18 protein-coding genes and 2 tRNA genes are annotated in these 19,979 nt (G+C 67.0%); 12 read left to right on the top strand and 8 right to left on the bottom strand.

Translation table 11 applies throughout. The features are described 5' to 3' along the window. Window positions 1–6 precede the first annotated feature (6 nt). Complete coding sequence (locus IM760_RS07260; protein WP_204427954.1) at window positions 7–921, bottom strand: alpha/beta fold hydrolase; 915 nt, start codon at window positions 919–921, stop codon at window positions 7–9. Window positions 922–1,007: 86 nt separating this feature from the next. On the opposite strand from IM760_RS07260, the gene IM760_RS19075 reads away from it, so the two are divergent. From IM760_RS19075 to IM760_RS07225, 7 genes are all read left to right on the top strand, one after another. Beyond that, window positions 1,008–2,828 carry a M61 family metallopeptidase gene (locus IM760_RS19075; RefSeq protein ID WP_204427953.1) on the top strand — a complete coding sequence of 607 codons (1,821 nt, stop codon included), beginning with the start codon at window positions 1,008–1,010 and terminating at the stop codon, window positions 2,826–2,828. 11 nt (window positions 2,829–2,839) lie between these two features. Beyond that, the gene (gene hrpA / locus IM760_RS07250; protein WP_204427952.1) at window positions 2,840–6,706 is read left to right on the top strand and encodes an ATP-dependent RNA helicase HrpA; all 3,867 of its coding nucleotides are present in this window, start codon (window positions 2,840–2,842) and stop codon (window positions 6,704–6,706) included. An 86-nt stretch (window positions 6,707–6,792) separates the two neighbouring features. Continuing rightward, window positions 6,793–7,923, top strand: coding sequence for a beta-ketoacyl-ACP synthase III (locus IM760_RS07245; RefSeq protein ID WP_204427951.1), 1,131 nt, complete (start codon window positions 6,793–6,795; stop codon window positions 7,921–7,923). A gap of 126 nt (window positions 7,924–8,049) precedes the next feature. Next, entirely contained in the window at window positions 8,050–8,310 is a 261-nt protein-coding gene (locus IM760_RS07240; RefSeq protein ID WP_204427949.1) for an HvfA family oxazolone/thioamide-modified RiPP metallophore, read from the top strand. Window positions 8,311–8,321: 11 nt separating this feature from the next. Continuing rightward, window positions 8,322–9,182 (top strand): HvfB family MNIO-type RiPP peptide maturase, encoded by an 861-nt coding sequence (locus IM760_RS07235; RefSeq protein WP_204427947.1) that lies wholly within the window; start codon window positions 8,322–8,324, stop codon window positions 9,180–9,182. Beyond that, window positions 9,182–9,973, top strand: coding sequence for an HvfC family RiPP maturation protein (locus tag IM760_RS07230; protein ID WP_204427945.1), 792 nt, complete (start codon window positions 9,182–9,184; stop codon window positions 9,971–9,973). Before IM760_RS07235 ends, IM760_RS07230 begins: the two co-directional genes overlap by 1 nt. 105 nt (window positions 9,974–10,078) lie before the next feature. Continuing rightward, complete coding sequence (locus tag IM760_RS07225; protein WP_338021377.1) at window positions 10,079–10,948, top strand: MlaA family lipoprotein; 870 nt, start codon at window positions 10,079–10,081, stop codon at window positions 10,946–10,948. 22 nt (window positions 10,949–10,970) lie between these two features. Here the strand turns inward: IM760_RS07225 and IM760_RS07220 are convergent, their stop codons facing one another. Genes IM760_RS07220 through dusA form a run of 3 tightly spaced genes read right to left on the bottom strand, consistent with a single transcriptional unit; the run spans window position 10,971 to window position 13,428 of the window. Further along, the gene (locus IM760_RS07220) at window positions 10,971–11,414 is read right to left on the bottom strand and encodes a tellurite resistance TerB family protein (RefSeq protein WP_338021376.1); all 444 of its coding nucleotides are present in this window, start codon (window positions 11,412–11,414) and stop codon (window positions 10,971–10,973) included. Beyond that, on the bottom strand, window positions 11,411–12,367 hold the full coding sequence (locus tag IM760_RS07215; RefSeq protein ID WP_204427943.1) for a transaldolase: 957 nt from the start codon (window positions 12,365–12,367) through the stop codon (window positions 11,411–11,413). Before IM760_RS07215 ends, IM760_RS07220 begins: the two co-directional genes overlap by 4 nt. Before the next feature lie 38 nt (window positions 12,368–12,405). Beyond that, entirely contained in the window at window positions 12,406–13,428 is a 1,023-nt protein-coding gene (gene dusA, locus IM760_RS07210; RefSeq protein ID WP_204427941.1) for a tRNA dihydrouridine(20/20a) synthase DusA, read from the bottom strand. A gap of 125 nt (window positions 13,429–13,553) precedes the next feature. Between dusA and IM760_RS07205 the strand changes: the two genes are divergently transcribed. From IM760_RS07205 to IM760_RS07190, 4 genes are all read left to right on the top strand, one after another. Beyond that, window positions 13,554–13,709: a DUF1328 domain-containing protein gene (locus IM760_RS07205; RefSeq protein WP_204427940.1), complete on the top strand. Its 156-nt coding sequence runs from the start codon at window positions 13,554–13,556 to the stop codon at window positions 13,707–13,709. 113 nt (window positions 13,710–13,822) lie between these two features. Continuing rightward, window positions 13,823–15,313, top strand: a complete 1,491-nt coding sequence (gltX, locus tag IM760_RS07200) for a glutamate--tRNA ligase (RefSeq protein WP_204427938.1) — start codon at window positions 13,823–13,825, stop codon at window positions 15,311–15,313. A 115-nt stretch (window positions 15,314–15,428) separates the two neighbouring features. Continuing rightward, a tRNA-Ala gene (locus IM760_RS07195) sits at window positions 15,429–15,504 on the top strand. Window positions 15,505–15,509: 5 nt separating this feature from the next. After that, a tRNA-Glu gene (locus IM760_RS07190) sits at window positions 15,510–15,585 on the top strand. A gap of 65 nt (window positions 15,586–15,650) precedes the next feature. Here IM760_RS07190 and IM760_RS07185 read toward each other — a convergent pair. Both IM760_RS07185 and IM760_RS07180 read right to left on the bottom strand, forming a co-directional pair. After that, window positions 15,651–16,349, bottom strand: a complete 699-nt coding sequence (locus IM760_RS07185; RefSeq protein WP_338021375.1) for an RES family NAD+ phosphorylase — start codon at window positions 16,347–16,349, stop codon at window positions 15,651–15,653. Beyond that, window positions 16,346–16,744, bottom strand: a complete 399-nt coding sequence (locus IM760_RS07180; protein ID WP_204427934.1) for an MbcA/ParS/Xre antitoxin family protein — start codon at window positions 16,742–16,744, stop codon at window positions 16,346–16,348. The genes IM760_RS07185 and IM760_RS07180 overlap by 4 nt, the downstream gene beginning before the upstream one ends. Window positions 16,745–16,961: 217 nt before the next feature. Between IM760_RS07180 and IM760_RS07175 the strand changes: the two genes are divergently transcribed. Then, window positions 16,962–17,996 carry an amidohydrolase family protein gene (locus IM760_RS07175; protein WP_239549672.1) on the top strand — a complete coding sequence of 345 codons (1,035 nt, stop codon included), beginning with the start codon at window positions 16,962–16,964 and terminating at the stop codon, window positions 17,994–17,996. A gap of 13 nt (window positions 17,997–18,009) precedes the next feature. On the opposite strand, the gene IM760_RS07170 is transcribed toward IM760_RS07175, so the two are convergent. Together IM760_RS07170 and IM760_RS07165 are read right to left on the bottom strand one after the other, a co-directional pair. Further along, entirely contained in the window at window positions 18,010–18,888 is an 879-nt protein-coding gene (locus tag IM760_RS07170; RefSeq protein WP_204427933.1) for an NAD(P)-dependent oxidoreductase, read from the bottom strand. A 4-nt stretch (window positions 18,889–18,892) separates the two neighbouring features. Further along, on the bottom strand, window positions 18,893–19,966 hold the full coding sequence (locus tag IM760_RS07165; protein ID WP_204427932.1) for an SMP-30/gluconolactonase/LRE family protein: 1,074 nt from the start codon (window positions 19,964–19,966) through the stop codon (window positions 18,893–18,895). Between the last annotated feature and the right edge of the window lie 13 nt (window positions 19,967–19,979).

Genomic DNA, 19,979 nt, shown 5'->3' with positions numbered 1-19,979 from the left:
ACGCCGCTAGAGCCGCCGATTCAACCACTCCACCAACACCTGCCGCACTTCCGGGGCGCAATAATCGTTGAGGATTTCGTGGCGGCCTTCCGGGCAGTCCAGGCGCTGCAGGGGCAGGCCGCGCCGGCGCAGGGCGTTTTCCAGCCGGTCCATGCCCTTGCCGAAGTTGCTCATCGGGTCCTGGCGGCCGCCCAGCAGCAAGATCGGAAGGCGGGCGGGCAGGGCGGCCAGGCCGCCGTGGCTCTGCACCCGGGCCAGCGCCGAGACCAGCGCCACCCAGGTGGCGTTGGTGCACTGGAAGCCGCATTTGGGATCGTCGATGTAGGCGTCCACCTGGGCGTGGTCGTGGCTGAGCCAGTCGAAGTCGGTGCGCGCGTCGCGCACGCTGCGCGCCCAGGCGCGGAAGGTGAGCTTGTCGATCAGGGCGCTCTGGCCGCGCGGGCCCTGGCGCCGTTGCTGCCAGCGAATCACCGGCAGCAGGCTTCGATAGTACCAGGCGGAATGGTAGTCGCTGCCACACAGGACCAGGCCATCCAGCCGTTCGCCGAAGCGCTCGGCGCCGGCCAGGGCGATGAACGAGCCCATGCTGTGGCCGCCCAGCACCAGCGGTCCGGGATGGCGTTCGGCCACCGCCTCCACCACCCGTTGTACATCCCCCATCACCTTGGCCCAGCCGTCCCGGTCACCGAAATGGCCCGGCGGCTGGTCCGCGTCCTGGCTGAGGCCGTGACCGCGATGGTCCGGGCAGTACAAATTCCAGCCGTGCTCGGCGAGGATTTCGCCCAGCGCCTGGTAGCGGGCGCCGTGTTCGCCCATGCCGTGCAGCCAGATCAAGGTGCCGATGGGATCGGCGGCGCGCCATTCGTGCACGCCGATGGTGTGGCCGTCGCCGGCGTCGAGTTCGAAACAATCCGAAGTCATCGTGGATGGGGTCCCCTGAAAACGTGCTGAACATGTATCATGATGGGCTTCCAGTGACCAGCTTCCCCGCCAGTTAAGGAGTCGGTGTGATTCACTATCGGATTCGTCCGCTCAGACCGGAAGCCCATCTTTTCCAGGTAACCCTGACGGTGGCCGAGCCCACCCCGGAAGGGCAGGGCCTGACCCTGCCGGCCTGGATTCCGGGCAGCTACATGATTCGCGATTTCGCCCGTCACATCGTCAGCCTGGAGGCGCACGCCGGCGACCGGGCCCTGGACGTGGCCAAGATCGACAAACAGACCTGGCAATTGCCGCCGGTGGACGGCCCGGTGACCGTGGACTATCAGGTGTACGCCTGGGACCTGTCGGTGCGCGGCGCCCACCTGGACACCACCCACGGCTATTTCAACGGGCCCTGCGTGTTCCTGGCCGCCATGGGATTCGAGGATCAACCCTGCGAGGTCGACATCGAGGCGCCGGCGGGGGCCGCCTACGGCACCTGGAAACTGGCCACCGGCCTGGAGCGGGTCAGCGGTCCGGCGCTGGGCTTCGGCCGCTTCCGCGCCGACGACTACGACGCCCTGCTGGACCACCCGGTGGAGATGGGCGACTTCGAGCACGCCGAATTCGAGGCCTGCGGGGTGCCCCATCAGGTGGTGCTCAGCGGCCGCCAGCGGGCCGACATGGCGCGCCTGTGCCGGGACCTGAAACCGATCTGTGAACACCACATCAAGCTGTTCGGCGAACCGGCGCCCATGGACCGCTATGTGTTCATGACCCTGGTCACCAACGGCTACGGCGGGCTGGAGCACCGCAACTCCACCAGCCTGATGAGCCCGCGCACCGATCTGCCGTTGCGCACCGACGCTCCGGACCGGGTCCGCGACGGCTATCGTAGCTACCTGGGCCTGTGCAGCCACGAATACTTCCACACCTGGAACGTGAAGCGCATCAAGCCGGCGGCGTTCACCCCCTTCGACCTGCGCGGCGAAGTGCACACCGAGCTGCTGTGGGCGTTCGAGGGCATCACCAGTTACTACGACGATCTGTCCCTGGCGCGCACCGGGCTGATCACCCCGCAGAGCTATCTGGAGCTGCTCGGCCAGACCCTGACCCGGGTCTATCGCGGCCAGGGCCGCTTCAAGCAGACCGTCACCGAATCCAGCTTCGACGCCTGGACGCGCTTCTACCAGCAGGACGAGAACGCTCCCAACGCCATCGTCAGCTATTACGCCAAGGGCGCCCTGATCGCCCTGGCCCTGGACCTGACGTTGCGCCGCGAGACCGACGACGAAAAGAGCCTGGACGATCTGATGCGGCTGTTGTGGCGGCGCCACGGCCAGACCGGCGAAGGCGTGCCCGAGCAGGGCATCCGGCCGCTGGCGGAGGAAGTCGCCGGCGTCGATCTCGGCGATTTCTTCGAGCAGGCGCTGTACAGCACCGAGGATCTGCCGCTGGCGGAGCTGCTGGCGGAGCGTGGCGTTACCCTGCATTGGCGCGCCGCCGAGGGCCATGGCGACTTAGGTGGGAAACCGGGGGGTGGCAAACCCGGCAACAAGGCCGGCGCCACGGCGGCGCCGGTGAACCTGGGCGTGCGGGTGGCCGCGGACCCGGGGGGCGCCCGGGTGCAGCTGGCCTACGAGCAGGGCGCCGCCATGGCGGCCGGCCTGTCCGCCGGTGATGTGATCATCGCGGTGGACGGACTCAAGGTGGACGCCGGCAATCTGGACACGGTACTGGCCGCTTACTGCGAGGGCGAGCGGGTGGAGGTGCACGCCTTCCGTCGTGACGAACTGATGCGGTTCACCGTGGACCTGGCGCCGTCGGAGCCGACCACCGCCTGGCTGAGCCTGGACGGCGATGTGCTCAACGACAAGGGCCGGGCCTGGCTGCTCAATCGCCGCTGACACGGACCTTCATGACCGAGACTTCATTGCAGGATCTTTATCAACGTCTGCGGCAGGCGCGCGCCGGCGACCGGCCGCGCCTGAAAAAACGCCTGGACGGCCTGGCCCGGCGTTTCAGTGAAGGCGGCCGCGACAAGGTGGCCGCCGCCATTGAAACCTCCGTGGCCGCCCGGGCGCGGCGCCAGGCTCTGGGGGCGGCGCCGCTGGAATGGCCGGACCTGCCGGTGGTGCGCCACCGGGAGGAGCTGGCGGCGGCGATCCGCGATCATCAGGTGGTGGTGGTGGCCGGCGAAACCGGCTCCGGCAAGACCACCCAGCTGCCCAAGATCTGTCTGGAACTGGGGCGCGGCGTGGACGGTTACATCGGCCACACCCAGCCGCGCCGTCTGGCGGCGCGCTCGGTGGCGGCGCGGCTGGCCGAGGAACTGCACACCCGGGTCGGCGAGAAGGTCGGCTACAAGGTGCGCTTCAGCGAACAGGTGGGCGAGGACAGCCTGATCAAGCTGATGACCGACGGCATGTTGCTCAGCGAGATCCAGAACGATCGCTTCCTCAATCAGTACGACACCCTGATTATCGACGAGGCCCACGAACGCAGCCTCAATATCGATTTCCTGCTCGGCTACCTCAAGCAACTGCTGCCGCGCCGTCCCGACCTGAAGGTGATCATCACCTCGGCGACCATCGACCATGAGCGCTTCGCCGCCCACTTCGGCGATGCGCCGGTGTTCGAGGTGTCCGGGCGCACCTTTCCGGTGGACATCCGCTACCGGCCGCCGGAGGCGGACCGGGACCTGGGGCTGCAGGTGGAGGACGTGCTCCGTGAGATCCAGCGCGAGGAACGCCGGAGTGGCCCGCCCTCCGCCCGCGACGTGCTGGTGTTTCTCAGCGGCGAGCGCGACATCCGGGACGTGCACCATCATCTCAAGCGCTGCGATTTCCGCGACACGGAACTGTTGCCGCTGTACGCGCGCCTGAGCGGCGCCGAGCAGCAGCGCGTGTTCTCCAGCCACCGGGGACGGCGGGTGGTGCTCAGCACCAACGTGGCGGAAACCTCCCTGACGGTGCCCGGCATCCGCTATGTGATCGATGCGGGTACCGCGCGCATCAGCCGCTACAGCGTGCACTCCAAGGTGCAGCGTCTGCCGGTGGAGCCGGTGTCCCAGGCCAGCGCCAACCAGCGCGCCGGCCGCAGTGGCCGGCTGATGCCCGGCGTCTGTTTCCGGCTCTACGAGGAAGACGATTTCCTGCAGCGTCCGGTGTTCACCGATCCGGAAATCCAGCGCACCAATCTGGCGGCGGTGATTCTGCAGATGGCGGACCTGCGCCTGGGCGCGGTGGAGGATTTTCCGTTCATGGAGCCGCCGGATGGCCGCTTTATCCGCGACGGCTATCGGCTGCTGGAGGAGCTGGGCGCCCTGGACAAGGGCCGCCGGCCCACCGCCCTGGGGCGCCAGCTGGCGCGCTTTCCCCTGGACCCGACCCTGGCGCGCATGGTGGTGGGCGGCGCCGACAAGAAAGCCCTGCGCGAGGTGCTGGTGATCGTCGCCGCCCTGGCGGTGCAGGATCCCCGTGAGCGGCCCCGGGACAAACAGCAGCAGGCGGACCAGGCGCACCAGCCGTTCGAGGACAAGGACAGCGACTTCCTCTGGTTTCTCAATCTCTGGCATTGGGCGGAAGAGCAGCGCGAGGCACTGTCCCGGGCGCAGTTCGAAAAGACCCTGAAGAAAACCTTCCTGGCGCCGTCGCGGATGCGCGAGTGGCGCGATACCCACCGGCAGCTGTTGCTGCTGGCCCGGGAGCAGGGCTGGACGCTGAACGCCGAGCCGGCGGAGTACGAGGCGGTGCACCGGGCCCTGCTCACCGGCCTGCTCGGTAACGTGATGCAGCGCGGCGAGGAGGGCGAGTGGCTGTCCACCCGCAACCGCAAGCCCCTGATCTGGCCGGGCTCGTCGCTGAGCAAAAGCGCCAACCGCAAGAACGGCGCGCGCTGGCTGATGGCCGCCGAGCAGGTGGAGACCAGCCGCCTGTTCGCCCGCTGCGTGGCGCGCATCGAACCGCACTGGGTGGAGCAGGAAGCGGCGCACCTGATCAAGCGCCAGTACTTCGAGCCGCACTGGTCGAAAAAACGCGGCTGCGTGATGGCCAAGGAGCAGGTCAATCTGTTCGGCCTGATCCTGGCGTCCGGGCGACGGGTCAACTATGGCCCGCTGGATCCGCCCCTGGCCCGGGAACTGATGATCCGCGAGGGGCTGGTGGCCGGCCAGCTGAGCCGCGAGCCGGTGTTCGTGCGCGCCAACCGGGAGCGCCTGGAACAGCTCGAGGCCATGGAGCACAAGCTGCGTCGCCGGGACATTCTGGTGGACGAGGAAACCCGGGTGGCGTTCTACGACGAACGGCTGCCGGAGGGGCTGTACACCCTCACGCACCTGGAAACCTGGTATCGCAAAACCGCCTCCGAGGCGCAGCGCCGGGCGCTGCTGATGGACGACGATTTTCTGCTGTCGCGCAGCCCGGACCTGCGCGAGGACGCCTTCCCGGACCGGCTCGATCTGGATGGTCTGAGCCTGCCGCTGGAGTACAGCTTCGACCCCACCGGCGACACCGACGGGGTCACCCTGGTGGTGCCGGTGGCGGCCCTGGGACAGGTGCCCGACGAGCGGTTGGACTGGCTGGTGCCGGGGCTGCTCCGGGAAAAGCTGGAAGCGCTGATTCGCGGTCTGCCCAAGGCGCGCCGGCGTCATTTCGTGCCGGTGCCGGACTTCGTCAACGCGTTGATGGAGGCGTTATCGCCGGACCAGCCGCTGCTGCCGGCCATGACCCGGGAGCTGCAACGCATCACCGGCGTGCGGGTGGAGCAGGAGGAGTGGCCGGTGGATCGCATTCCGGACCATCTGCGCATGAACGTGCGGGTGGTGGACGGGGAAGGCGCCACCCTGCGGGAGAGCCGGGACCCCGCCGCCTTGCGCCGGGCCCTGGCGGAGCAGGTGGCGGCGGCGCCGGTGGTCCGTGACGAACCGGACCCGGAAGGCCGGGACTGGTGTTTCGGCAGTGTGCCGGCCAGCGAGGAGCGGGAGCAGGGCGGCCTGCGGCTGCGCCATTATCCGGCCCTGGAAGACCTGGGTGACCGGGTGGCGCTGCGGCGCCGGGCGGACGCCGATGATGCCGCCTGGCACCACGGCTACGGCTGCGCGCGCCTGGCGTTGCTGGCGCTGGGCGATCAGGTCCGCGCCCTGAAGCGCTTCGCCGGCCAGCGCCCGGGCTTTCAGAAACTCAAGGCGGACAAATCCGAACTGGGCCGGCAAGGTCTGGAGCGGGTGCTGTTGCGGTTCGCCGCCGATCATTTCCGTTTTCACGCCGAGCCGGTGCGCGATGGCGACGCCTGGCGGGCGCGCTTCGACGCCGGTCGCGGCAACTTCGTCAGCGCGGCGGAGAAGGCGCTCACCGGCTACGGGGAACTGTTCGCGGCCTATCGGGATACCATGGCCCGTCTGGAGAAAAATTTTCCCCTGGCCTGGGCCCACGCCCACCGGGACCTGAAGAGCCAGCTCGGCGGTTTGTTCAGCGACGCCTTCCCGCTGGCGGTGGAAGCGGAATGGCTGAGCGAGTACCCCCGTTATCTGGCGGCGGTGGCCCAGCGTCTGGAAAAGATGGGCGGCCAGATCGGCCGCGACCGCGCCCTGGTGGCCGAGCTGGAGGATTACCAGGAGCGCTTCCGGCGTCGCGCCGGCGACACGCCGCCCTGGCGGCAGCCGGCGCCGCTGCGCCTGTTTCGCTGGATGATCGAGGAATACCGGGTCAGCCTGTTCGCGCAGCCCCTGGGCACCAAGGTGCCGGTGTCCGCCAAGCGCCTCAACAAGCAGTGGGAGGCTTGTTGAGGGCCGCGCCGCTTCCGCCCTTTGCGCCGGACCTGTCATATCCGGATAATTGACCTATTTACCGCCCTTTGCGCGAGGACAGGCTTGTGACCCATTCCGTAGTGATCAGCGGGACCGGACTCTGGACCCCTGAGCAATCCATCACCAACGATGAGCTGGTGGCCTCCTTCAACGAGTACGTGGAGCGGCACAACCGCGAACACGCGGCCGCCATCGAGGCCGGTGAGCGCGAGGCGCTGACCCCGTCCAACAGCGCCTTTATCGAAAAGGCGTCCGGCATCAAACAGCGTTACGTGCTGGATAAGGAAGGCATTCTCGACCCGGACCGTCTGTGCCCGAACATTCCGGAGCGCGGCGACGAGGAACTGTCGGTGCAGGCGGAGATCGCCGTCAAGGCGGCGCGCCAGGCGCTCGATAACGCCGGCCTGGGGCCGGACGATCTGGACGCGGTGCTGGTGGCCTGTTCCAACATGCAGCGCGCCTATCCGGCCATGGCGGTGGAAGTGCAGCAGGCGCTGGGCATGGAGCACGGCTGGGGCTACGACATGAACGTGGCCTGTTCGAGCGCCACCTTCGGCATCCAGGCCGGCGTGGACGCCATCCGCAACGGTTCCGCCCGTCGCGTACTGATGGTCAACCCGGAGATCTGTTCCGGCCATCTGGCCTGGCAGGATCGGGACTGCCACTTTATTTTCGGTGACGTGGCCACGGCGGTGATTCTGGAACGTGCCGAGGACGCCACCAGCGCCACCCAGTGGGAAGTGCTGGGCACCCGTTTGCAGACCCGTTTCTCCAATAATATCCGCAACAACTTCGGCTTTCTGAACCGCGCGGACCCGTCCGGCGTGGGCGCCCGCGACAAGCTGTTCCGTCAGGAAGGCCGCAAGGTGTTCAAGGAAGTGTGCCCGATGGTGGCGGAACAGATCACCTCCCACCTCAGCGATCTCCAGGTGCCGGTGAGCGACGTGAAACGCATGTGGCTGCATCAGGCCAACCTGAGCATGAACGAATTCATCGCCCGCCGGGTGCTGGGCCGCGACGCCAGCCGCGAGGAAGCGCCGGTGATTCTCGACGATTACGCCAACACCAGTTCCGCCGGTTCGATCATTGCGTTTCACAAATACAACACTGACCTGGAAGCGGGCACTCACGGCGTGATCTGCTCCTTTGGCGCCGGTTATTCCATCGGCAGCGTGGTGGTCAACCGGGTGCGCTGAAAAAAAGATTCCGATCTCCACGTAATCTTTACCTGACCCGTGCCTCCATAGGGTCACGGCGTCCCGAGGCGCCGTCGACAATAAGTTTCATACATTCCGAGAATGATGCGTTTCAGGAGATCGATCATGGCTAAAGAAAGCAAACTGAACCCGCTGGCCGCCACCCTGGGTGCCGCCGTCGTCGCGTCCGCGATGTCCATCCCCGCGGTACACGCCGCCGACAACCCGTTCGGCGCCACCGATCTGCAGAGCGGGTATCAGCTCGCCGGCGATCACTCCAAGGACGGTGAAGGCAAATGCGGCGAAGGCAGCTGCGGCGACAAGAAAGGTGAAGGCAGCTGCGGCGGTGACAAGAAGTCCGAAGGCAGCTGCGGCGGCCAGGGCTGATCGGCCAACCCATGAAGACGTTCCCCGTGACCGGCACCGGTCTGGGGCTGAGGCGGGCCCTGATGGGCCCGCTGTCCCAAGCCCCGTCGCCACCGGTGGATTTTCTGGAAGTGGCGCCGGAGAACTGGATTCCCATGGGCGGCCGCCTGGGCCGCGAGTTCCGCGCCTTCACCGAGCGCTTTCCCTTTGTCAGCCACGGTCTGAGCCTGTCCCTGGGCGGCCCGGAGCCGCTGGATTTCGACCTGCTCGGCCGCATCAAAACCTTTCTCGCCGAACACCGCATCCGCTGCTATACCGAGCATCTGAGCTATTGCGGTGACCACGGCCATCTTTACGATTTGATGCCGATCCCCTTCACCGAGGAAGCGGTGCACCACGCGGCGCAGCGCATCCGCCAGGTGCAGGACTTTCTTGGCCAGCGTATCGGCATCGAACATGTGAGCTACTACGCGGCGCCGCCGGTGCGCGAAAGCGCCGCCTTGAGCGAGCTGGAGTTCGTGCGCGCGGTGCTGGAAGAGGCCGACTGCGGCCTGCTGCTGGACGTGAACAACGCCTACGTGAACGGCATCAACCACGGCTACGACGCCGCCGACTTCATTCGCGGTCTGCCCGGTGAGCGCATCTTTTATGTGCACGTGGCCGGTCATTTCGACGAGGCCGAGGACCTGAAGGTGGACACCCACGGCGCCGAGGTGATCGACCCGGTGTGGCGCCTGTTGGAGGTGGCCTACCAGGCGTTCGGCGTACTGCCCACCTTGCTGGAGCGCGACTTCAACTTTCCGCCGTTCGACACCCTGTGCGATGAGCTGCGCCATATCGGCGCGCTGCAGCACACCCACGGCGCCGGCCGACCGTCGTTGCGGAGCGCCTGATGGGGGCGCCGGGCAGCGGGAGAGAACCGGAGTTTCAGCGCATCCAGCGGCGGTTCGCCGCCCACCTGCGCGATCCGGAGCGGCACCCGGCCCCGGAGGGCATCGAAGAGCGGCGTCTGGCGGTCTATCGCAATCTGTTCTTCAACAACATCAACGGCTTTCTGGAAAAGGGCTTCCCGGTCCTCCGGGCGCTCCACGACGAGCCGGGCTGGCGCCGGCTGGTGCGCACTTTTTTTGACGCCCACACCTCCCGCTCACCGTATTTTCTGGAGATCGGCCGGGAGTTCGTGACCTTTCTGGCGGAGGAGTACACGCCGGAGGAGGGCGCCCCGCCGTTTCTGGCCGAGCTGGCCCATTACGAGTGGATGGAGGTGGTGCTGGAGACCACCGACGCGCCGGCGCCGGATCGCATCCGCGCGGACGGCGATCCGCTCACCGGCGTGCCCTGTCTGTCGCCCCTGCACGCGGTGCTGCAATACCGCTGGCCGGTGCATCGCATCGGCCCGGAGCACCGGCCCGTCGAGCCGCCGTCGCAGCCGGTCTGGCTGCTGATCTACCGGGACGGCGACGAGCGGGTGGCGTTCATGGAAATCAACGCGGCCACCGCCCGCCTGCTGGCGCTGATCGGCGAACATCCGGCGGACAGCGGCGAACGGCTGCTGGCGCGGCTGGCGGAGGAGATGGGGCACCCCGATCCGGCCGCCGTGCGGGCCTTTGGCGCCGACCTGCTGGCCGGGCTGCGCCGGCGCGGGCTGATTCTCGGTACCCGCGAGGAGACGTCCGGGCGCTGACTGGCTGGCGCAACCGCCGGGGTCGGCCAGGGGGTGGTTGCTCTGCCCACCGGGCGCGCCGCTATAATGCGCCGACGATAAAATCACGAATAAAGGACGTTGCCCGTGCGCGTATGGATTCCCGCTCTGTTATGGATCGCCCTGGCCGGTTGTGCTCATTCTCCTTCCCAGACCCCGGCGGACGACGCACCGCCGGCGGACGCCCCGGCCCGTCATGACCCCCGTGCCGCCGCCAGCGAGCAGGCCGACGCCGACGCCGGCGACGACGAATGGGGCGAGGCCTCCACCCCCTTTGATCGCGGTGGCGCCGCCGCCTTCGAGGCGAGGGATCCCTGGAAAGGTTTCAACCGCAAGATTTTCGGCTTCAACGAATTCGTCGACCGCTATGCCATCAAGCCGGCGGCCAAGGGCTATCGCTGGATCACCCCGCAGTGGCTGGACGACACCGTGACGCGCTTCTTCAGCAACCTGGGTGACATCGGCGACTCGATCAATTACGCGCTGCAATGGCAGTGGGGCGACGCCGGGCAGAACCTGGGGCGCTTCACGGTCAACACCACCCTGGGTCTGGCCGGGCTGTTCGACGTGGCCAGCGACATGAATCTGCACAACAGCGACACCAATCTGGACGTTACCCTGGGCCGCTGGGGCGTGCCCTCCGGGCCCTATCTGGTGCTGCCGATCTTCGGGCCGTCCTCGGTACGGGACGCCGGCACCCTGTACCCGCGCTCCTACCTGTGGCCGCCCACCTACATCGAGGACGACCTGACCCGCTACGGGGTGGCGGCGCTGTACGGCGTGGATCTGCGCGCCGACCTGCTGGACCTGGAAAAGAACATCGTCGGCGACCGCTATACCTTTATCCGCAACGCCTATCTGCAGCGTCGGCTGATTCAGATCGAAGGGCCGGACGCGGCGGCGCCGCCGCTGCCGGACGAGGATCCGGCTCTGGAAGAGGACGACGGCTGGGAGTAACGGAAGCCGGCGGGGACGGCGGTCAGCCGTCCTCGCCCAGGGCCGCCATCTTGCCGCGAATGTAGTCGCCGTGGGACACGTAGAGCAGCTCGGAGACCCGCCGGATCAGCTGCTCTTCGTGGACGTCGGCCTTGCCGTCGGCGGCGGCGATGGCCCACATGTCGTAGATCAGCCGCACCCGGGTTTCCGGGTCCCAGCGCTCGCGCAGCGGACGGGTGAATTCGAACAGGTCGGTGGCGGCCTCCACCCGTTCGCGCAGCTCCGAGACGATGTCCGCCATCTCCGTGTCATCGAGCCGCCAATGGCGCTGCACCGCCTGAATCAACAGGCGCTCTTCACGTTCGTCGACTTCACCGTCGGTGCGCGCCACCTCCATCAACAGGGCGGCGGCGGCGCGGTGCAGGTCATCGGTGCTGGTTTCGCTGGCGCAGTCATCGGTGGGAAACAGGCGGGCAAGCCATTTCACGCGGCGATCTCCTCCTCGGTAAGCCGTTGCTCCAGGGCCCGCTGATCGGCGGCGAAACGGCGGATGCCGTCGCTGAGCAGATCGCAGGCCATGGGGTTGTCATTCAGGGACCAGCGGAACGCCGCTTCGTTCACTGGCTGCCACTCGGTGTCCGGTTCCACGTTGGTGTCTTCCAGGCGCCGCTCCAGCTTGCCGTCGTCGTTGCCCAGCTCGTCCAGCAGAGCGGGGCTGATGGTCAGGCGGTCGCAACCGGCCAGTGCCTCGATTTCGGCGGCATTGCGGAAGCTGGCGCCCATCACGATGGTTTCCAGCCCGCGGGCCTTGAGCAGATGGAAGATGCGACGCACCGACTGCACGCCCGGGTCCTGATCGATGTGATTGATCTCCAGGCCCTGCTTCACGTGCCAGTCGCGGATCCGGCCCACGAACGGTGAAATCAGGGTGGCGCCGGCCTCGGCGGCGGCCAGGGCCTGTTCCACCGCGAACACCAGGGTCAGGTTGCAGTGGATGCCTTCCTCTTCCAGGATGCGCGCCGCCTGGATGCCTTCCCAGGTGGCGGCGGCCTTGATCAGCACCCGGTCGCCGTCCACCCCCAGCTCCCGGTACAGCGCCATCAGCCGGCGCGCCTTGGCCACGGTGGCGGCGGTGTCGAAGGACAGACGCGCGTCCACCTCGGTGGAGACCAGCCCCGGGATATGTTCCAGCACTGCCTGGCCGGCCACGCAGGCGAAGGCGTCGCAGCACCAGGCCAGGTCGTCGCCGTGCCCCATTTCCCGGGCCAGTTCGCGGGCCTGATCGAGCAGGTAACGGAAGCGTTCGTCGCGGGCCGCGGCGAGCAGCAGGGAAGGGTTGGTGGTGGCGTCATGGGGGCGCAGGGCGGCGATTTTTTCCAGGTCGCCGGTGTCCGCCACCACGGTGGTCCACTGTTCCAGTTGTTGCCGTTTGCTCGTCATGATGTCCACCTTCCTGTTGGCCTGCTTCGCATGAATGTTCAGGAAGCAGCATAGCCAACGGTGGCCGCATCCAAAAGGGCCAGCGCCTCTTCGAACACCTTTGGCGTGGCGTCGCGGCGATGGGCGTTCTCACTCAGATGGCGGCGATAGGCGCGGGCGCCGGGCACCGCCTGGAACAGATTGAGCGCGTGACGCAGCACGTGTTTGGGGTGCACCCCCTGGGCGTAGCGGCGCTGCAGGTAGGGCAGGAAGGCCTCGGCCACGGCGCGCCGGTCGGGCGCCGGACCGGGTTCGCCGAACACGCGACGGTCCACGTCCGCCAGGAACCAGGGGTTCATATAGGCCTCGCGGCCCACCATCAGGCCGTCCACCTGGCCCAGATGGGCGAGCATGCCGTCGATGTCCTTGAGGCCGCCGTTGAGGATAATCTCCAGGTGCGGAAACTCCGCTTTCACGGCGTAGGCCCGCTCATAGATCAGCGGTGGAATGTCACGGTTCTCCTTGGGCGACAGGCCGGCGAGGATCGCCTTGCGGGCATGAATCGTCAGGCTGCGGCAGCCGGCGCCGTCCATATGCGTGACGAAGCGCCGCAGGAAAGCGTAGTCGTCCTGGTCGTCGATGCCGATGCGCGTCTTCACCGTCACCGGCACCTCGGTGGCGGTGGCCATGGCTTCCACGCAGCGCGCCACCTGGTCCGGCTCCGCCATCAGCACGGCGCCGATCTTGCCCTGCTGTACCCGGTCCGACGGGCAGCCCACGTTGAGATTGATCTCGTCGTAGCCGTAATCGGCGCACACCCGCGCCGCCTCCGCCAGCTGGGCCGGGTCGCTGCCGCCCAGCTGCACCGCCAGCGGATGCTCGGCGGCGTCGAAGCCCAGCAGCCGATCCCGGTCGCCGTGAATCACCGCCGGCGCCACCACCATCTCGGTGTAGAGCAGGGTGCGACGGGTGATCAGCCGGGCCAGGTAACGGAAGTCCCGGGTGGTATAGGCCATCATCGGCGCGATGGAGAAACGCCGGGACAGCGGAGCGGGGGGCGGGGAAGAAGGGCAGGTCAGCATGGCGCCGATTATCGTGAAAACCGCAAAACACCGCAAACAAAGGTATATTCGTGTAAAAGCGTCTTGCCGGGTTTCGCTGCTTCGTTTTTCATAAAAGCCACCTAAGACGAAGCAGGGAGAAAACCATGTTGGGATGGAGTCTGATTTTCCTGGTTATTGCCATCATCGCCGGGGTACTGGGTTTCGGCGGTATCGCCGGCACGGCGGCCGGCATCGCCAAGATTCTGTTTGTGGTCTTTTTGGTTATCTGGATCATCAGTCTGGTCTTGGGACGACGCTGACGCGTCGGCTGTTCCCCGAACCGTGGCCGGTCGCTCGCTGACCGGCTGATAAGAGGGCCCGCATCTTCTATAATGCGGGCCCTCTTGTTTTTGTTTCCGGCCACGGAGTCAGCATGACCGTTCGCACCCGGGTGGCGCCTTCGCCCACCGGCGACCCCCACGTGGGCACCGCCTATATCGCTCTGTTCAATCTCTGCTTTGCCCGTCAGCACGGCGGCCAGTTCATTCTGCGCATCGAGGACACCGACCAGAGCCGTTCCACCGAGGCCTCGGAGCAGGCGATCCTGGACTCCCTGCGCTGGCTCGGCCTGAACTGGGACGAGGGCCCGGACGTGGGCGGCCCCCACGGCCCCTACCGCCAGAGCGAGCGGGCCCATCTGTACCGGGAATACGCGGACAAGCTGCTGGCCGACGGGCACGCCTTCAAGTGCTACCGCACCGCCGGCGAGCTGGACGAACTGCGCGCCGCCCTCAAGGAGGCCGGCGAGAACCGCGCCCTGAAACCCGAGGACCTGGAACTGGACGCGGACGAGCAGGCCCGCCGGGAAGCCGACGGCGCGCCCTTTGTGGTGCGCATGCGCGTGCCCCGTGACGGCCGGTGTGAAATCCACGACCTGCTGCGCGGGCCGGTGGAACTGGACTGGGCCCTGGTGGACGCGCAGATCCTGCTCAAGTCCGACGGCATGCCCACCTACCACCTGGCCAACGTGGTGGACGATCACCTGATGGGCATCACCCATGTGCTGCGCGGCGAGGAATGGCTCAACTCCGCGCCCAAGCACAAGCTGCTCTACGAGTACTTCGGCTGGGACATGCCGGTGCTGTGCCATATGCCGCTGCTGCGCAACCCGGACAAGTCCAAGCTCAGCAAGCGCAAGAATCCCACCAGCATCAACTTTTACCGCCGCATGGGGTTCCTGCCGGAGGCGGTGGTCAACTATCTGGGTCGCATGGGCTGGTCCATGCCCGACGAGCGCGAGCGCTTCAGCCTGGAGGAGATGCAGGCGGCCTTCGACATCCAGCGGGTGTCCCTGGGCGGGCCGGTGTTCGACGTGGAAAAACTCAGCTGGCTGAACGGGCAATGGCTGCGTGACCTGTCCGACGAGCAGTTTCTCGAGCAACTGGTGCAGTGGGCGTTCAACCGCGACTACGCCATGCAGGTGCTGCCGCATATCAAGCAGCGGGTGGAAACCTTCGGCGAGGTGGTGGACAAGGCCGGCTTCTGCTTCGCCGGTCAGGTGACGGTGCGGGAAGCGGATTTCGAGCATCCGAAGATCGACCTGGAGACCCAGAAGCAGTGGCTGCAGTTTTATCTGTGGGCCTGCGAGGCACAACGGGACTGGCGCCGCGATGCGCTGTTCGCCGACGCCAAGGCCCTGGCCGATGCGCTGGAAGTGAAGATCAAGGACTTCCTGTTCCCGGTGTTCGTGGCCATCGCCGGTACCAGCGCCAGCTTCTCGGTGGTGGACAGCATGGAACTGCTCGGCTCGGACATCAGCCGGGCCCGCCTGCGCCATGCCATCGAGGTGCTGGGCGGCGTGTCGAAGAAGCAAACCAAGAAGCTGGAGAAGGAATTCAGCGCACTTTTTCCACAAACTGATTAAGCGTTGAGCAGACGGACACCGAACCGTCAAAAACCGCCGGGGAGTGCTTGACAGGGTAGGGCCGCTGCGTAAAATACGCGGCTCCACACAGGGCATGACCCGGTGGGACAGTTTTGGGGCCATAGCTCAGCTGGGAGAGCGCTACAATGGCATTGTAGAGGTCGGCGGTTCGATCCCGCCTGGCTCCACCAAATACGTCCCCTTCGTCTAGTGGCCTAGGACACCGCCCTTTCACGGCGGTAACAGGGGTTCGACTCCCCTAGGGGACGCCACATAAAAAAGCCCCGGCTCGAAAGAGCCGGGGCTTTTTTATGTGGCGTTCATTCTCTACCTTGCCCTACGACAGCCGCCGGATCGTCAACACATGGGCGATCCGCTCCCCGTCCCACACGTACTCGTAATGGGTCGCCGGCGTCACCGACTCGATCAGGTGCGGCGAGAGCAGGGCGAAGCACAGGGCGCCGTCGTGGCGCACCGACCCGTAGGCCAGGCCGTGTTCATCCGCGTCGAACAGGCGCTGGCCCAGGGCCCGTGCCGGTCCGTAGTCGTCCGGCCGGTACCAGCCGCTGTCGTCCCGGTAGGGCGTGTGAATGTCCCGCAGCCGGGCGCTGAACCGCACCCGCAGCCCGCGCATCACGATGCGATCGTATTTCAGCCCCGGCACCCGGCGGAAATACTGCTCCTGATGGAAACGGGTCTCGGCCAGGGCGGTGGCCATGCGCTCGGCGCAATAGAACACGCCGTAGCCGCCATCGGAAAACCGCGAGCCCTGCGGACTCAGATGCACGAACGGCCCGAGTGCGTAATTGCACCCGGGGATGCCCCACGGGCGCCGGTGCGGTGGCACCCGGTGCAGTTCGCCCACCAGCATCTGCAGGCGCGGATTGGTCAGCGCCTGGACCGCGTAGAGCGCTTCGAAGTCGGCCTGGTCGGCCACGTCGTCGAAGATCTCGATGGGCGGGTACTTGCCGTTCACCAGCCGGTAGGCGTCCTGTTCCGGAAAGGCCCGCAGAGGCAGGTCGTCCGGAGCGGTCACCACTGGCCTCCGCGCAGGCTGTCCAGTTGCCGGTGCACCTCATACAGGCTGGCCACGCGACCGTTGCTCATCACGTCCATCGGGCTGGCGCCGTTGAAGAAGGGGTTGTGATTGGGCAGCCGCACGAACCCGTACACGTTCTCCTTGTTGCCGAACAGGGTGCGCAGCGCCTGATGGATATTGAGCAGATAGCTGAGCCGCTCGAGCAGATCATTGCCGATCCGGGCGCTGTCCGGGCGGCTCTGATACTTGTGCAGGGTGGAACGTCCCACCCCGAGCAGGGCCATCTTTTCCTTCTCCGAACACTGCCAGTGGTCAAACAGGCGCAACACCGCGCGCAGGGCGGCGTGACGGGCTGAATCGTCCAGTGGCGGGGACGCCGGAAGCGCTTGCATCGCCTTTCTCCTTGTAAGCAGGCCTCGACCAATGAGTCCATAATAAGCACATTGAGCATTAAAAGTCCACAAATGGACATTTCCCGCCGGGATCCGGTCCGGTTCGCCGCGCGGACTGTCAAAAAATGTTCAAAGCCCGCCGATACCGGAAACCGCCATTGACGGGTGGGGTCTCTTTACCGAGTCTTTGCCAACCGATCAGGGAAGGGAGAAGGGAATGCGCGTCGTCATGATGCTGGTGCTACTGGCCGCGGGGTTGCTGGCCGCCGGGCCCGGCCGGGCCGGACAGGGAGAGGCGGAGGGCCCCGCCTGGGTGGACGCCCATCTGCACTATGTGGATTTCATGCAGGAAAGCGAGGGCACCGCCGCCATGCTGAAGGCCATGGACCGGGCCGGGGTGGAGCAGGCGTGGCTGTTCGGCATGCCGGTCATGAAGAAATGGGAAGCCAGCGCGCCGCGCCGTCCCCGTTACTATCTGGGGGACGAGGCGCCCCTGTACCATTACAGCGCCACCGACGACATCATGGCCCAGGCGGTCCTGTCGCTGCCGGAGAAACAGCAGCGGCGCCTGATGCCCTTTATCAGCGGCTTCAATCCCACCGACATGAACGCGGCCCGTCAGGTGGAGGCGCTGATCCAGCGTTACCCGGGCCTGTGGCGCGGTATCGGCGAGGTGATCACCCGTCACGATGATCTGACCGCGCTCACCCATGGCGAGACGCCCCGCGCCAACCACCCGGCGCTGATGAAGGTGTACGACCTGGCCGGCCGTTACCATCTGCCGGTGCTGTTGCACAGCAACCTGACCTCGCTGCGCGAGGAAACGCCCATTTATCTGCAGGAGTTGGAGGAGGCGCTGGCCGCCCATCCGGACACCCGCTTCGTGCTGGCCCACGCTGGGACCAGTGGCGGGGTGGAGAAGCGCCAGGCACCGCTGGACACCCTGCCGGAAATCATCCGCGCGCTGCTGGACCGCTATGACAATCTTTATATTGATCTGTCCTGGAGCGTGCGCGAGCACTACCTGCTGGACGACGACAAGCCCAGTGAAACCTGGCTGGCGCTGATCGAGGACCACCCGGACCGCTTTACCCTGGGCACGGACCTGGTGGGCCATTTCGACAGCATGAAGAAGATTCTCGACGCCTACCGGCCGTTGCTGGACGCGCTGCCGGCGGACGTGGCCCGGGCCCTGGCCCGCGACAACGCCCTGGCGCTGGTGCCGGAGCAGGGCGCCCGGCCGCGCAAGTAAAAGTGCGTCCTGATCAGTCGTCGCGGTGGCGGCGCAGCCGGCGCAGCAGGCTGGAGGTGTCCCAGCGGCCGCCGCCCATGGACTGCACTTCCTTGTAGAACTCGTTGATCAGGGCGGTGGCCGGCAGGCTGGTGCCCAGGCGGGTGGCCTCGGCCAGACAGATGTCCAGGTCCTTGCGCATCCAGTCCACCGCGAACCCGTGATCGTACTGGTCGGCGAGCATGGTGGCGTGGCGGTTGATCAGTTGCCAGGAGCCGCCGGCGCCGGCACCGATCACCCGCGCGGCCTTTTCCGCGTCCAGGCCGGCATCGCGGGCGAAGGAAAGCGCCTCCGCCACCCCTTCGATAACGCTGGCCACGCAGATCTGATTGGCCATCTTGGTGAGCTGCCCCTGGCCCACCGCGCCCATGTGCACCACGGTCTTGCCGTAGTGGGCGAGCACCGGCGACAGCCGTTCGAAGGTGACCGGCTCGGCGCCGCACATGATCGACAGCTGGCCGTTCTCCGCCCCCTGCTGGCCGCCGGACACCGGTGCGTCCATGAAGCACGCGCCTTTTTCGCGGCAGGCCGCGTCCAGGGTTTCCGCCATGGTGGCGCTGGCGGTGGTGTGATCCACCAGCACCGCGTCCCGGGCCAGGGTGTGCACCGCGCCGTTGTCTTCCAGGGTGACCTGTCGCAGGTCCCGGTCGTTGCCCACGCACACGAACACGAACTCGGCGTCGCGGGCGGCCAGGGCGGGGGTGAGGGCCGCGCGCCCGCCGAACTCCTCCACCCAGCGGTCGGCTTTGTCCCGGGTGCGGTTGTAGACGGTGACCTCGAGCCCGGCGCGGGCCAGGTGGCCGGCCATGGGATACCCCATGTTGCCCAGGCCGATAAAGGCGGCGGTGGTCATGGCGTTACTCCTTGGGGGTAAGCGGGTAAACGGCGAAGCTGTCCCGGGTCAGGCTGCCCAGGTACAGGCGCTGGCCGTGCTGTTCCACGCTGGTGATCGGGGCGAAGGCGCCCTCGTCCTGATGCTGCAGGTTATGGGTGACCTGGCCTTGCTCGTCCAGGCCCAGCACGAAAGCATGGCGCGCGGGCTGCGGCTGCATGAAGGCGGGCAGGCGGTACACCACCTCGCGCAGCAGGGGCTTGTCCGACATGGCGTCCAGGGCGGCGTTGCGCGGCGCGAACAGCGCCACCCAGAAGGTACCGTCACCGTTGGCGGAGATGCCGTCCGGAATACCCGGCAGGTTGTCGAAGAACACCTCGTGCTCGCCGGCCCGCTCGCCCTTGAGCCAGTAACGCACGATGTTGTAGCTGCCGGTCTGGGTCACCACCACGAAGTCCTCGTCGCGGGACAGGGCCACGCCATTGGCGAACTGAAGGCCGTCGATCAGCACCGTGGTGGTGTCGTTGGCCGGGTCGTAGCGCAGGAAGCGGCCATGGCCGCCATGCTCGATGATGTCGTCCCGGGCGTGCATGGCCGGGCCGAACTTGGAGGAAGCGTCGGTGAAATAGACGGTACCGTCACTGGCCACGTCCACATCGTCGGTGAAGCGGAACGGCACGCCGTCGGCGCTGTCCGCGAGCACCGTCAGCGCGCCGGAGTCCGGGTTCACCCGCAGCAGGCCCCGGTAGCCGTCGGCCACCACCAGGGTGCCGTCCGGCGCGAAATCCAGGCCCAGGGGGCGGCCGTCGGTGCTGGCGATCAGGTCCGGGTCGGTGCCGTCCGGGCCGAAACGCACCAGCCGGCCGTCCTGGTAGCCCACGTAGAGATTGCCGTCGGCGTCGATGGCCACGTCCTCCGGGCCCACCCCTTCGCCGGCGGCCAGCCGGCGGGCGCCGGCCAGGGCATCATTGACCGCGAAGCGGCCTTCCAGGGGCGGCGCCGCCGGCGCCTTCCAGGCCACCGGCTCCACCGGCACCGGCCAGAACAACAGGTAGGCGCCCAGCGCCACGATGATCAGCACGGCGACGATTTTTTTCATTGTCATTCCCTAT

This window comes from Alloalcanivorax marinus, from assembly GCF_016906305.1.
GTDB lineage: Bacteria > Pseudomonadota > Gammaproteobacteria > Pseudomonadales > Alcanivoracaceae > Alloalcanivorax > Alloalcanivorax marinus.
Note: the sequence above shows the minus strand (reverse complement) of the source record. Positions and strands in the feature narration are given on the sequence as shown.